Below are 13745 nucleotides of genomic sequence, written 5' to 3' on the forward strand. Positions count from 1 at the left end.
GCTTTAAAGCAGAGTGACATCAGAAATGTCTGCATTTTTCGAAACCGGATCGACAACAGAAGCTCAGGGGAGCCCGAAAGAAACATTGCACCTTATTGAAAGATTGAAGCGGCCATGTCCCCATATCAGAACTTCGAAGAATGGCCGATATTCCTTCGTTCATCAGGCAGACCGAAGAAGATTTCGCATGTCGGTAAAATCTCTACCCCACTATCCTCTGGCATATACATCTAGAGGTCAAACAACTCAGTTCGACCAACCAAAATTGTAACGAATTGATTATATTGACCCAATAGTCCGTATTTTAACACGCGGGAAAATTTCCTCTTGTGCCAAAACACTTATAGAAGGCTGTATACGCTCTATTATGCGCCGTATGGGAAGGCGGATACTCCTCGAAACCAATATTACTGGCACCTCTCCTTGCTTGGAGGCACTATCAAGACAGAATTTAACGCGAGACACAAATTCATTCATTTTTGACGGAGAAAAATTAATCTGCTTTTCTTCACCCGAATTAGACAAATGATCCAAAATAAATATCTCCCAGTCAGGGCTGAGAGTCACAATTGGAATATATCCTTGGGGCCCCGTGACTGATGCGCTGATTTGACGCGCCAGTCTGATCCGAACATGGGCGACTAGTGCAGCAACAGTTTTTAATCCCTGGCTACATCCCTCCTGCAACGCCTCCAGAATACTAACCAGATCACGGATTGATACCCGTTCTTCAAGAAGGGACTGCAGAGTTCTTTGTATTACACTAACTGAAATCTGAGAGGGAACCAGATCTACGACCAACTTCTGCTGCTCTCTAGGCATCTCATCCAGCAGTTTTTGCGTCTCCGAATAAGAAAGAAGATCTGGCATATTATCTTTAACCAATTCGGTTAAATGCGTGATGATTACACTTGCAGGATCAACAACCGTATATCCCTGAACAATGGCATTCTCACGCAAATTTTGATCTATCCACAATGCAGGCAAACCGAAAGCGGGTTCTTTAGTTTTCTCTCCCTCGATATTTGGCTCCCCCCCCCGTGGATCCATCGCTAAAAGCTTATTCAGTCTGACTTCACCATGACCGACCTCTATCTCCTTAATAGAAACAGAATAAGAATCAGGCGGCAAAAGCAGGTTATCTTGAATACGAACAGGCGGAAGGACGAAACCCATATCGCTTGCGATTGTTCGACGAAGTATTTTTATTTTTTCTGTTAAACGCGTTCCCTCACCGCTTGCGATCGCCAACAAATTAAAGCCCAATTCCAGTCTCAATAGATCCACCTTCAGGCTTTCCGAAATTGGAACCTCTGCGGGAACAGGATTTTCGGGAACTACAACAGAATCTCCATCATTATCCGTACCAACCACGGGTGTCCGGTATCTTATCCAAGCCGCTCCCCCAGCCAAAACTGCTAGAAACAAAAAAGGAAATGTCGGCAAACCTGGTATTAATGCCAAAACCACTGCTGAGCCGGAAGCCAAGGCAAGCGGTTTAGAATTGCCACCCAATTGACGGACCAGAGCAACGTCAGCTCCGCCTTCAGTCCCACCCTTTGTTACGACAATACCTGAAGCCGTAGAAACCAACAGGGCAGGGATTTGCGAGACAAGGCCATCACCTATTGTCAACGTCGTAAACGAGGTAGCTGCATCTGCTATCTGCATACCGTGGCGAACAACACCTATAGTTAATCCGCCTACAATGTTGATAGCGGTTATGATCAGACTGGCAATCGCATCTCCTCGCACGAATTTGGCAGCACCATCCATCGCGCCATAAAAACCACTTTCTTCTTCAAGTTCTCTACGTTTTTTACGTGCTACAGAATCAGTAATAGCGCCTGAGGATAGTTCAGCATCAATTGCCATTTGTTTTCCCGGCATGGAATCCAGAGAAAACCTAGCCGCAACCTCGGCAATACGTCCTGAGCCTTTGGTAATAACCATAAAGTTAACAACCAGAAGTATCGAGAACAAGATAGCCCCGATAACTACGTCTCCGCCCATTAAGAAGCCACCAAAAGCCGCAACAACATGGCCAGCGGCGTAGGTACCTTCGTATCCGTGACTCAGAATCAAGCGTGTAGTTGCTACCTCGAGCGAAAGCCTCAGTAGGGTTGTTAGCAGAAGCAGTGTTGGAAAAGATGTAAAATCAAGAGGCTTATTTAAAAATAACGCCACCATCAGAACCAGAATAGATAACGTAACTGACAACGATAATCCGACGTCTAAAACAAACGTCGGAAGAGGCAGAACCAATATCGACAACAGCGCAGAAACAGAGAGAGCGAGCCCGATATCTGAGCCAGGCACCCACTTTTTTAAAGTGAGTACGCTCTGAGGAATATTATTTGATGAAAAAATCCTTCCCATCTCGGAAGAGAAACTTTTTTTTATATTATTCATTTTTCTTCCGATATGGTTTTTAATTTTCTGACTTTACAATTTCAGTCATGGTGACGCCTAAACGCGTCTCATCAACCATAACCACCTCGCCTCTTGCAATTAAGCGGTTATTGACAAGAATATCGATTGGATCTCCAATCTTTCGGTCCAACTCCACCACAGCTCCCCGCCCCAGCTTCAATAGTTGGTTTATCGGCATTGTAGCCCGCCCCAATACTGCACTTACTGTAACAGGAATATCATAAATAGCCTGCAAATCATTAGGCGTTTTATCGCCAGAAAATTCTTCTTTTGAAAACTGTTCTTTTTCTACACTGAAATCATCTTTATCCAGCATTTTTTCCTCCTATTTTTCCTGAGAGAGCGAGAGAATTTCTGACGTTATTTCAGAAACAACTTTATCCGCATTCCGAACAAACAGACCTGTATCCCAAGACACCTTGAAATCCCCACCTTTCTTCGCTTCATCTACAATAATATTTATTGTTTTTTGTTTAGATTCTCCAAAATACCCTTCTATTTTTTCAGAAAGCTCTTGAGAACAAGTTAATTCCAGCTGAAATTTATCTTTTATGAATGAATTAATTTTTCCGATCGTTCGCTTTGCCTCTTCCACTCCAAACTGCGTCAAAAGCTCCGGAAACAGATTCACAAGCATTTTTAGGAAGAAAGACGTAGCCTGCTTAGAAATATCCTTTTCTATGTTTTTTATACTATCAGATATTCTATATATTTCTTTTTTTATTTCATTTTTATAAAAACTCTCCATGCTTATTTTTTCATTATCAAATGCTTCCTTTTCTAATATTCTTCCTTCCTGCAGTCCTCTTTGATAAGATTCTTCTAAAAGTTCATCAGATAGCGTATTAGTGTTTTCATTCTCGGTGGGCGGCGATATATCGTCATTTTTCTCTACATTGTCCGGCAAGACCCTATCGAAGTCCTCCGCGTAGAGAATTCCAGAAGCATTATTGCCTCCTGAGAAATTGTGGACCATCAGACAATCATCTCATTTCCAGGCTGTTCTTGATCAATCAGATCAATTTCGCCTCGGTCCACAAGGTCTTTCGCAATAACAAGAATTTGGTTCTGCGCAGTATCAACATCTTTTACTCTTACAGGACCCAAATCTTCAATTTCATCCATAAGAATACGACCTGCACGCTCCGACATCGAAGCAAGAAATGCCTGTCTCAATTTATCGCTTGCGCCTTTAAGGGCTAGCGGAAGGCTTTCCCGAGGTATCTGATTCAGCAATACTATCAAACTCTCACTGGAAAGATTGACGAGTTCCTCGAAGGTGAACATAAGACCTTTGATCTGTTCGGCATCATCCTGGCTCCGCTCTTCCAGAGCAGTCATAAATCTACCTTCAATGCGCCTGTCAAAATTGTTAAATATGTCTGCTAGAACCTCATGGCTATTCCGGTTTATTCCGCGCGGAATATTTGACACAAATTCCGACCTCAGTGTCTTTTCAACGCTTTGAAGAACGTTTTTCTGTATTGTTTCCGTTTTAAGCATTCTCATCATGATATCTAATGAAAATTCTTCCGGAAAAAGCGCCAGAACTTTAGCCGCATGAGAAGGTTTGATCCGACTCAATATAACAGCAACAGTCTGTGGGTATTCATTTTTCAAATAATTTGCGAGAACTGTTTCTGATACATTACCAAGCTTATCCCACATTGTACGTCCGGCAGGCCCACGGATTTCTTCCATGATTGCTGCAGCCCGGTTGGCGGGAAGAGCATTTTTGAGAAGCTTTTCCGTACTTTCCAGATCTCCCACTACACCTTCAGCAGACCCCAAGCCCTGGCTAAATTCGTGGCATACTTTTTCGACGGTATTTGACGAAACAATACCCAACTGAGCCATTGCAGATGAAATTTCTCTAATTTCTTCTTCATGCATCTGCTCGAACAAACGAGAACAGTTTTCCTCGCCCAAGGCCATCATCAGAATGGCAGCTTTTTGTACGCCGGAGATATTTTTTTCCATATTCATCATCCTCCCGCTCCTTCCTGAGAAGGCATCAACCATCCCCTTACCAAGGCAATACTTTCAGATGGATGAGTTTCCACGAGATCTACAACTTTCTGAACGGAAGAAGCTCTAATCCGTCCCTGTACTCCGCTGACAGAAACTGTTTCTTCATCAACCGGTTCAGCATTCACATAAGCAGGCTCGAGCATAGGAGTTCTTGCTCTCTCGGATTGACTGTCGGGCAGATAAACAGCTCCCTGCGAAGAAAGATCGGCGGCCGGGTTACGATCTTCAGAAGCGGCAAAATTGAGCAATTTCCCAGAGTTGGACTCTCCAACCGGCCGGAGTAATGGGCGCACGACAAAGAACAGAACCATCGCCAGACAAGCTGCGAATAATCCAAACCTTATCGCCTCCATCTGATTTGAATGGGTGAAAAACTTACTCCAGCCGGAGGTCTCTGGCTTCATTTCCATGTCCATATCCGTAAACTTCATGGACATTACGGTTACTACGTCACCTCTGCTCTGATCGAAGCCAACAGCACTTTTAGTCAATGCGGTCAGCCGACCAAGTTCCTCCTGATTGCGCGGCTGCCATGACGCGTGGCCTTTTCCATCAGACTGGCTGATACCATCGACCATGACGGCCATACTGATACGGGCAATGCGTGGCTGATCCTGAACCAGGGTCCGGACTGTCTTGCTTATCTCATAGTTATTCGTTTGTTCCTGGCGGTTACTCTGACTTCCATTCTGCTGCTGTCCCGCATTGGCGTTCGGAAGATTATTTGACACCGTCGTGTTGGTAGAGCCTTGGGTATTGATGCTTTTTTCTGTCTTGGTCTGTTGCGACCTCAGAACCTGCTGGTCGGGATCATAATTTTCCTGGGTTTCCCGAACATGATCGTTATTCATGGTGACGTTGGCTTCTACACGCACATGCCCCGGCCCCAGTGAAGATCCCAGCAGATCCTCGACTTCACGCGCGATACGCTGTTCAATCAATTGCCGCTGCTCTTCCGCAGACTGACCGCCGTTCGAGTTTCCTTCTCCCTGCTTGAGAAGAACATGACCACGGTTGTCGATCAGGGAGATATTGTGAGCGTCCAGTCCGGGGACCGCTGCGGAAACCAAGTTCACGACTGCTGCAATGCTTTCCTCATCCAGCCGACGTCCACCATCCATTGAAAGAAGGACGCTCGCCTGAGCATTCTGCTCGTCTGTTGAAAAAAGCTCCCTGTGACGCAACACAAGATGCACCCTGGCATTCCGGACACCATGGATCAGACGGATTGAACGTTCCAGTTCCCCCTCGAGTGCACGGGTTTCATTGATCGTCTGTTCGAATTGCGTGGCCGTAAAACTGTTGCCCTTGTCGAATATCTCGTATCCGACAGACCCGCCTGATGGCAGGCCACTTTGAGCCAGAAGCAATCTGGCACGTGCAACGTCATCATCAGGCACCATGATCGTGCTGCCCTGATCCTGAAGACGATATTTGATGTGGGCCTTTGCAAGCTGTTCTACGATTTCACCTGCTTCATGCGCTTCCAGATCACGGTAGAGCAGGCCATTTGTGGCGTTGACTCCATGAAGGACAAGCACGCCGAGCAGGACCAGCATCGCAACGCCAACGCCGCCAAGAGCAGCCAGACGCGGCAGCCCCAACTGCTTGAGGTTTGCTAGAAGCGCTTTCACCGGCTGCTCTCTTTCCGGTTTTTCAGTGAATCGTCATCTTGGCGACTCTCTTTAGAAAAACCTTCCTGCACTGCCCACATGAGCACTCACCCCTAAACCCAACTGTCGATAATGCTGATTGTGGAGCAAAAAGGTTAACGTACGCCTAACAACGGGCATTATCAGTCGCTGGAATCAGGTAGTCGAAAATCCGGTCAGATCGCTCATGTCAATGGTAGCATCGCCCATATCAATATTAACGCCCGTTGTTCCCTTTGAAACACCCGTGACAGTCCCCGTTATCGTGGTCGGAAGAGCAACGCTGGTACCATCAGTAGAGCTTCCCTCTACAGCAACCGTATAGGCGCCATCGCTTAACTGCGTCCCGCTGTTGTTCTTGCCGTCCCATGTCCAGGTATTTGTTCCTGCGGACGCATTGACTGTTTCGGACTTCACGACCGCCCCCGTACTGTCCGTTACGGCAATCGCAACATCTTCTGCCTGAGGCGCGGTAAACGACAGGGATGCAGAACCGCTCTGAAGCGGCAGGCTGGAACTGCTCGCAGTTGTCGTCTTGCCGATCAGGCTGACCGCTGAAGCCATCTGGTTATCCTGCGTCGCGGAAATCAAGCTGGTCAGATTTGTATTGGTCTCGACCTGCTGCTGAACGCCAGCAAACTGAGCAAGTTCGGCCGTAAAGGAATCAGTGCTGGTTGGGTTACTGGGGTCCTGATGCTGCAGCTGTGTTGTAAGCAGCGTGAGGAACTGGTTGAAATTCCCCCCCAAAGATGAGAGCGAGCTACTCGAACTGCTGGCACTCGTTGAAGTACTGGAAGAAGCAGCGGCTGCGTTTGCTGCCGCATTACTTTTCGCGGCAGCAATAGCCTGACTTAGAAGCGACGTGCTGGCGGTCGTTGTACCAACTGAAGAAACCATGTTTCGAATCCTATGTTAGACGGTGAGATCGACGACGCCACGCAGAAACCGGCGTTCAGGGGTTGGAGTATCAGTCGCAGATGCGCCTCCCCTTGCTCCCCCTCCTGACTGATTATCGCTTCCCTGCCGCTCATCCTGAGATGACATGCCCAGAAAAGAGGGTTGCGAAAGACTGATCTGGATATCCGGGGGGATGATGCTCTGCGAGGCAGTCACGGAAACGGAACTCTGCGCCAGACTTGCGAGCAATGTATCGCAGTCGTCTTTTAAAGACTGATAGACTTCCGGATTATCAGTATTGATGTGAATACGCTGCTCCTTGGCAATCGTTTCACCAATTTCCACATGGACTTTTTCGTGGTGGCCGACATTCATTTCAATATGAGTTGTCGTGCTCCCGTTACTGTTCTTCTGATAGAGCAAAGGCTGCTGCTCGTCATGACGGGACACCTGTTCATTATTGTCCGCCGCCTCTGAAGGATTTTCTGACTGAGCGTTATGAGACGTCTCGGCGGCTGAATCGGTGAATGTTTTCTCCGCGGGTACAGAGTCCAGTTGAAATGCCGGAACGCTCTGTGCTGCAGTCGCCACATCCGAGACAGTATTTTCTTTTATTTCTGCGCTATCCTGTTTTTCTGGCAAACAGCTGGTCTCTTTTTGAGTGGATGCTTCGATCCCGCCCGTTTCTGAATTTGACTGTGTGGTGTCAGCTAATGACGGGTGGTCTTTCGACGCCGCATCACCCACAGCAGAGACGCTTGATCCAGCCACAGGGATATTGTCCTGTGGCGATACGTTCTCCGTTGAATGGTCAGCAGCAGCGTCAGCCCCCTCACCCTGCGTCAGAGCAGGTTTTTCTGCCTTCTGCCCATCAGCAACCGAATATTTGTCACTGCTCTTTGGGGCATTTATTTGAGACGTCTTCTGCTCCCGATCCCCGGCGATTTTTTGAGGTTGTCCCTTATTAGCTGCCATGGCGCTCTTCTGAGCGGCATGAGGCGATACAGTATTCTGAGCCCTTGCACTAACCTGCTTTGCAGAAACAGAATGCTGCTGCGAGCTTGCAGCTTCATTGCGCTTCGTGGCGGCGGCCATTTCAGAGCTGGTTTTCTGAATCTGAGTTTGCCCCTTCTCCTGGGATAGAGATGCCGCAGCTTTTATGACGCGGGGCTTGTCTGTTGAAGCTTTCTGGCTCGCATCTGCATGTGCAGGGGTTTTCTGGTGCACATAGCTTTCCAGAAAATCGCGAAAACGCTCATTCGACGCCAGCTGGGTTTGCGGCAGGGTTTCGAGCCGTCCTGCCCCCGTTGTCGTTACAACTGCGGATGTCGTGACATGTGACAAAACTGTGTGCCTCCGGATCCGCTGACAATGGGAAACCCGGGGAAACTGTTGGCACAGGAACAGTAAAGAAAGCGTTTAGCGGCCCCAAAAGCATACGCCCCCGAGAAAAAACCTTTTTTCAGGCTTTCTCGGGGGCGCTAGAGCACAATGTCAGGGGCTACAGAACTGAAAGGCTCATCCCCTCAGAAACATGCAGCGACTGGCACCTTAGGACTCAGGGATGGATCGCATCATAAGCCGGAGACCCCGCAAAAGGTCCGCGCGGGATTGTGGGCGCGCTGGGGCATACAGGCGGGTTGCCTTCCAGAGCCAGCGCCTGAACCGTATGCGTCGTCGTAGAGACCAGACCCCTGACAGCCAGTTTCTGGTTCAGCCGGACACCTGCCAGGAGTTCGTCCGGCAGAATGACCGTGGTTCCATCGCGCAATTTCACGCCCGTGGGCGTGATGCCGGAGACGATCCCCTGCGTGACGGGCAGCGGCGTCATGTCATAGACGCAGGGAGCGGCCTCGGCTGCGGAGACGGAGAGCGCCAGGACCAGGCTGGCGAAAGCGAGCTTTTTCAATGTCGGAAATGCCTCATGCCGGTGAATACCATGGCGATCCCGGCAGCATCTGCTGCATCGATCACCTCCTGATCGCGAATGGAGCCGCCTGGCTGAATGACAGCCACAGCACCAGCCGCAACGACGCTCTCAAGACCGTCAGCGAAGGGGAAGAAGGCGTCCGAAGCCGCGACCGAACCTGTCGTCAGCGGTGCACGTTCTCCGGCTTCCTTCGCAGCGTCCTCGCTCTTGCGCGCTGCGATACGCGCGCTGTCCACCCGAGACATCTGTCCGGCGCCAATGCCGACCGTTGCCCCGTTACGGACATAGATGACAGCGTTTGACTTCACGTGTTTTGCGACACGGAACGCAAACAGCAGGTCCTTCATTTCCTGAGCCGTCGGTGCGCGCTTGGTCACGACCTTCAGATCGACTTCCGTCACACGACCCGCATCACGGGTCTGTGCCAGAAAGCCACCCGCGACGGAACGGAAGGCCAGTCCTTCAGCTGTCGGGTCGGGCACGCCGTCGGTGAGCAGCAGACGCAGGTTCTTCTTGCGCGACAGGACCTCAATGGCTTCTGCATCGGCATCAGGAGCCACGATCACTTCGGTGAAGATCTTGCTGATCCTCTGGGCCGTGGCACCATTCAACGTCCGGTTGACTGCAACGATGCCACCAAAAGCCGAAACCGGATCACAGCGCAGGGCCGCGATCCAGGCCTGTTCCAGAGTGGTAGCAGAGGCCACACCACACGGATTGGCATGCTTGACGATCACAACCGTCGGTTCATCGAACTCGGCAACAGCTTCGAATGCGGCGTCCGTGTCGTTGATGTTGTTGTAGCTCAGGGCCTTCCCCTGAACCTGACGCGCACTTGCGACGCCCGGACGCTGGCTGCCATCGCGATAGAAGGCGGCCTTCTGGTGCGGGTTCTCACCATAGCGCAGCAGATCATCGCGGGTGCCGCTCAGCGTCAGAACGGGAGGAAGGATCTCACCGGCCTGTTTTGCGAACCAGCGGGAGATCATGCTGTCATAGGCAGCCGTATGGGCATAGGCGGAGGCAGCGTAATCGCGACGTTCCGCCAGAACCGTGCCGCCCTGTTCCAGAGAGGCGATGACCGCCGCATACTGACGCGGATCGGTCAGGATCGTGACGTGATCGAAGTTCTTGGCGGCAGCGCGGATCATGGCCGGCCCACCGATATCGATGTTCTCGATGCAGTCCTCGTCCCCTGCCCCGGACGCGACGGTCGCGGCAAAAGGATAGAGATTCACACAGACCAGATCGATCGGCGCAATGCCGTGTTCCGCCATCTGCGCGACATGGGCCGGAAGGTCGCGGCGTCCGAGGATGCCACCATGCACCTGCGGGACGAGGGTCTTGACCCGGCCATCCAGGATTTCAGGAAAACCGGTATGCTCCGAGACATCCTTGACTGTCAGACCCGCTTCACGAAGGGCCTTTGCAGAGCCTCCCGTCGAAAGCAGTTCCGCACCGTGGGCGGCAAGCGCACGCCCCAGTTCGATCAGTCCCGTCTTGTCAGAAACGGAGAGGAGGGCGCGACGGACGGGGAGTCGGGTCTCAGTCATGATGAGAATGAAATATCCTTCAAAACATGTCCGCGCAACCGCGAGTGATGCGCAGAGGGAGGAACATGACCCGGAACAGGGCCATTACCGGAAAATCCTGCCCAACCCAGAAGGCAGAGAATGGGCACAAGAAGCATGATTTCTCCGATCCCGCCAGTCCGGACATAAGGCCAGAGCGAGAGTCGCGAACGGCTGAGGGGCGCGAAGAGCTGACACCCGCCTGTCGGAAGGTCAGCCGCGATATGCGTTCCTGCCCCCAGCAGAAGCGCGCCCCAGGGGCCACGCAGGCTTTCGGGCCCCATCAACCCATTCAGCGCGGCCGCGGCCAGAAGCAGCATTACGCCGGAATGTGTAAGGCCGCGATGACCAAAGGTCTTTGCCAGAAAACGGGAAAGGAATTTCAACCGGCTGCCGAGCATGGAGCGTTCGGTATCGATGTCTGGCAGAAGACTACCCAGCAGCCCTGTGCAGACGGAAAGCGGTTCAGGCGACAGGATGTGCCAGCGCATCGCGCACAGCACGGCAAAGCCGCCAATCAGCAGATGGGAACGTCCGGTCACGCGCCCTATATGGTCTGCTTCGACGTGTCTCGCAAACCATTTGTTCACAAAACGTTCACGGATGCCGCAACATTCTGACGGCATCCGCAAAACGCCTCGAAGATCAGACCGTGAAGAGTGCCGCAGCCGTGGCGCGCTGACGGACCTTGTCCGCATCGAACGTGCCGGCCGTCACCCAGGACCCGCCGACGCAGGCCACGGACGGAAGCGCCAGCCAGTCCGGCGCGCTCTCTTCCGTAATGCCGCCCGTGGGGCAGAAACGGACATTGCTGCCGAAAACACTGGCGAGACTCTTGAGCGCAGGAATGCCGCCATTCGTCACAGCCGGAAAGAACTTGAAGCGTGACAGGCCCAGATCCAGACCGCGCATGATGTCACCTGCATTGGCCACGCCCGGAAGGAACGGAACGTCATGCTCGACAGAGGCCTTGGCCAGCGCCTCGGTCAGACCCGGACTGACGATAAAGCGGGCACCGGCCTTCACGGCGCGGTCCATGTCAGACGGATTCAGAACCGTACCGGCACCGACAAGCGCACCCGGCACTTTCGACATTTCCTGAATGACTTCCAGGGCACAGGGTGTGCGCAGCGTGACTTCCAGCGTGGACAGGCCACCGGCGACCAGTGCTTCAGCCATCGGACGGGCCAGCGCCACGTCATTGACCACCAGCACCGGCATGACCGGACAGCGGCTCATGACGGCATCGAGTTTGGCAGTGTCGATCATCAGAACTCTTCCTTAGTGAATGTCGTCGCCAACGGCTTCGATCACGCGATCCATCTGGGCCAGCATCGCGGATCCGCCAGCTTCGGCCGGATCATGCACCGAACGCATCAGCGCGAATAGTTCGCGGCCCGTTCCCAATGCCGGGAGTGGCGGAGCAACCGGCTTGCGGCTCTCCCACTCGGCGGCTTCCACCAGAACCTCGATCTGTCCCGTCACGGCGCAGACGCGGATCATGTCACCATCCCGCACGCGGGCGATCGGTCCGCCAACCTGCGCTTCGGGGCCAACATGAATGGCTGCCGGCACCTTGCCGCTTGCACCGGACATGCGTCCATCTGTCAGCAGAGCCACCTTAAAGCCGCGATCCTGAAGGACACCCAGCGTCGGGGTCAGCTTGTGAAGCTCCGGCATGCCGTTGGCTTCCGGCCCCTGGAACCGGACAACTACGACGACATCACACTCAAGCTCACCGTTCTGATAGGCCGTGATGACATCATGCTGATCTTGGAAAACCCGTGCAGGCGCTTCCACCGTCAGATGCTCGGCCGCAATGGCGCTGCTCTTGTAGATCGCGCGGCCCAGATTGCCCGTCATCAGACGCATGCCACCATCCGGACGGAAAGGCGTAGCAACATCGCGCAGGATATCGGTGTCCGTGGACGGCTTTGCATGACTGTAGACGAGTTCGTCGCCTTCAAGCGAGGCACGACGGGCATAGTCGGAGAAACCGCCACGCGAAACCGTCAGGATGTCCTTGTGCAGCATACCAGCGCGCGTCAGTTCGGCGATCACGGTCGGCATGCCACCCACGCGGTTGAACGCATTCACGTCCTCGGAACCGCTTGGATAAACACGGGTGATCAGCGGAACCGCGGACGATAGACGACTGATGTCTTCCCAGTCGATCAGGATACCGGCGGCACGCGCAATGGCCGGAAGATGGATCGAATGGTTGGTTGAACCACCTGTTGCCAAGAGGCCCACTGCTGCGTTCACGATGGCCTTTTCATCCACGCAATGGGCAAGCGGACGCACATCCTCGCCGTTAAGGCCGATTTCGGCCAGACGGTGAATGCCCGAGCGGGTCATCGCCTGACGCAGCTTCGTGTTGGGATTGATGAAGGCCGAATCCGGCATCATCAGACCCATGATCTCGACCATCATCTGGTTCGTATTGGCCGTGCCATAAAACGTGCAGGTGCCCGGGCTGTGATAGGAGGCGTTTTCCGCTTCCATCAGTTCGTCCTGACCGACCTTGCCCTGCACATAGAGCTGGCGGATGCGCTGCTTTTCCTTGTTTGGAAGACCAGACGGCATCGGGCCGGCGGGGATCAGCATGGCCGGGAGATGGCCGAAGCGCAGGGCGCCCATCAGAAGGCCCGGCACAATCTTGTCGCAGATACCCAGCAGTGCCACGCCTTCGAACATGCCATGGCTCAGCCCGACTGCCGTGGACATGGCGATCACGTCACGGGAGAACAGGGAAAGCTCCATGCCCTCCTGCCCCTGCGTCACACCGTCACACATTGCTGGTGCGCCGCCTGCGACCTGAGCCGTTGCACCGACTTCACGGGCAAACAGCTTGATCTGCTCGGGATAGCGGCCATACGGCTGATGCGCCGAGAGCATGTCGTTATAGGTCGTGATCACGCCGATATTGGTCCCGGTGGGACGCATCAGATCCGGCTTGTCGGGGCTGGACGCTGCGATGGCATGCGCCAGATTACCGCAGGCCAGCTTGGGCCGGAGCACACCCTTGGCGCGGTTGCGCTCCATCAGGGCGAGATACCGGCGACGGGAGACTTTCGAACGCTCGATGATACGGGCAGTCACGCTCTCGACGACGGAATTCAGAGACATCTGGAAATACTCGCTACTCGGCTGATGCCTGCAATGCGTTCAGGAAAGGCCGACTTTCCGGCGCAAGGCACGGTATCGTGATTGAGGCATCGTACATACGGA

Annotated in this window: 12 protein-coding genes; all 12 read right to left on the reverse strand. The window is 52.9% G+C overall.

Annotated elements, in window-relative coordinates:
- Positions 1-279 precede the first annotated feature (279 nt).
- The 12 genes from flhA to edd all read right to left on the reverse strand — a co-directional run bounded on the left by flhA (position 280) and on the right by edd (position 13643).
- Positions 280-2379, reverse strand: coding sequence for a flagellar biosynthesis protein FlhA (flhA, locus tag GLS_RS02210; RefSeq protein ID WP_052327603.1), 2100 nt, complete (start codon positions 2377-2379; stop codon positions 280-282).
- Positions 2380-2431: 52 nt separating this feature from the next.
- Positions 2432-2749: a flagellar motor switch protein FliN gene (gene fliN / locus GLS_RS02215; protein WP_041110883.1), complete on the reverse strand. Its 318-nt coding sequence runs from the start codon at positions 2747-2749 to the stop codon at positions 2432-2434.
- Positions 2750-2758: 9 nt separating this feature from the next.
- Positions 2759-3409 carry a hypothetical protein gene (locus tag GLS_RS02220; protein ID WP_041110884.1) on the reverse strand — a complete coding sequence of 217 codons (651 nt, stop codon included), beginning with the start codon at positions 3407-3409 and terminating at the stop codon, positions 2759-2761.
- Entirely contained in the window at positions 3409-4422 is a 1014-nt protein-coding gene (locus GLS_RS02225) for a flagellar motor switch protein FliG (RefSeq protein WP_041110885.1), read from the reverse strand. Before GLS_RS02225 ends, GLS_RS02220 begins: the two co-directional genes overlap by 1 nt.
- The gene (gene fliF / locus GLS_RS02230; protein WP_041110886.1) at positions 4419-6098 is read right to left on the reverse strand and encodes a flagellar basal-body MS-ring/collar protein FliF; all 1680 of its coding nucleotides are present in this window, start codon (positions 6096-6098) and stop codon (positions 4419-4421) included. Before fliF ends, GLS_RS02225 begins: the two co-directional genes overlap by 4 nt.
- A gap of 174 nt (positions 6099-6272) precedes the next feature.
- Positions 6273-7013, reverse strand: coding sequence for a flagellar hook assembly protein FlgD (locus tag GLS_RS02235; protein ID WP_041110887.1), 741 nt, complete (start codon positions 7011-7013; stop codon positions 6273-6275).
- 15 nt (positions 7014-7028) lie between these two features.
- A complete protein-coding gene (locus GLS_RS02240) occupies positions 7029-8357 on the reverse strand; it encodes a flagellar hook-length control protein FliK (protein WP_148295877.1) in 1329 nt (442 codons plus the stop codon).
- Positions 8358-8571: 214 nt separating this feature from the next.
- A complete protein-coding gene (locus GLS_RS02245) occupies positions 8572-8922 on the reverse strand; it encodes a hypothetical protein (protein ID WP_041110892.1) in 351 nt (116 codons plus the stop codon).
- On the reverse strand, positions 8919-10496 hold the full coding sequence (gene purH / locus GLS_RS02250) for a bifunctional phosphoribosylaminoimidazolecarboxamide formyltransferase/IMP cyclohydrolase (RefSeq protein WP_041110894.1): 1578 nt from the start codon (positions 10494-10496) through the stop codon (positions 8919-8921). The genes GLS_RS02245 and purH overlap by 4 nt, the downstream gene beginning before the upstream one ends.
- Entirely contained in the window at positions 10493-11056 is a 564-nt protein-coding gene (locus GLS_RS02255) for a metal-dependent hydrolase (protein WP_024716532.1), read from the reverse strand. The genes purH and GLS_RS02255 overlap by 4 nt, the downstream gene beginning before the upstream one ends.
- 103 nt (positions 11057-11159) lie before the next feature.
- Entirely contained in the window at positions 11160-11783 is a 624-nt protein-coding gene (gene eda, locus GLS_RS02260; protein ID WP_041110897.1) for a bifunctional 4-hydroxy-2-oxoglutarate aldolase/2-dehydro-3-deoxy-phosphogluconate aldolase, read from the reverse strand.
- 12 nt (positions 11784-11795) lie between these two features.
- The gene (gene edd / locus GLS_RS02265; protein WP_041110899.1) at positions 11796-13643 is read right to left on the reverse strand and encodes a phosphogluconate dehydratase; all 1848 of its coding nucleotides are present in this window, start codon (positions 13641-13643) and stop codon (positions 11796-11798) included.
- Positions 13644-13745 lie beyond the last annotated feature (102 nt).

The sequence above is a fragment of the Gluconobacter oxydans DSM 3504 genome, from assembly GCF_000583855.1.
Taxonomy (GTDB): domain Bacteria; phylum Pseudomonadota; class Alphaproteobacteria; order Acetobacterales; family Acetobacteraceae; genus Gluconobacter; species Gluconobacter oxydans.

Bases quoted from the DNA above. Each gene is read 5' to 3' on its own strand.
- GLS_RS02235 (WP_041110887.1), bottom strand. From the start codon at position 7,013: ATGGTTTCTTCAGTTGGTACAACGACCGCCAGCACGTCGCTTCTAAGT.
- GLS_RS02225 (WP_041110885.1), bottom strand. From the start codon at position 4,422: ATGATGAATATGGAAAAAAATATCTCCGGCGTACAAAAAGCTGCCATT.
- flhA (WP_052327603.1), bottom strand. From the start codon at position 2,379: ATGGGAAGGATTTTTTCATCAAATAATATTCCTCAGAGCGTACTCACT.
- fliN (WP_041110883.1), bottom strand. From the start codon at position 2,749: ATGCTGGATAAAGATGATTTCAGTGTAGAAAAAGAACAGTTTTCAAAA.
- purH (WP_041110894.1), bottom strand. From the start codon at position 10,496: ATGACTGAGACCCGACTCCCCGTCCGTCGCGCCCTCCTCTCCGTTTCT.
- GLS_RS02220 (WP_041110884.1), bottom strand. From the start codon at position 3,409: ATGGTCCACAATTTCTCAGGAGGCAATAATGCTTCTGGAATTCTCTAC.
- eda (WP_041110897.1), bottom strand. From the start codon at position 11,783: ATGATCGACACTGCCAAACTCGATGCCGTCATGAGCCGCTGTCCGGTC.
- edd (WP_041110899.1), bottom strand. From the start codon at position 13,643: ATGTCTCTGAATTCCGTCGTCGAGAGCGTGACTGCCCGTATCATCGAG.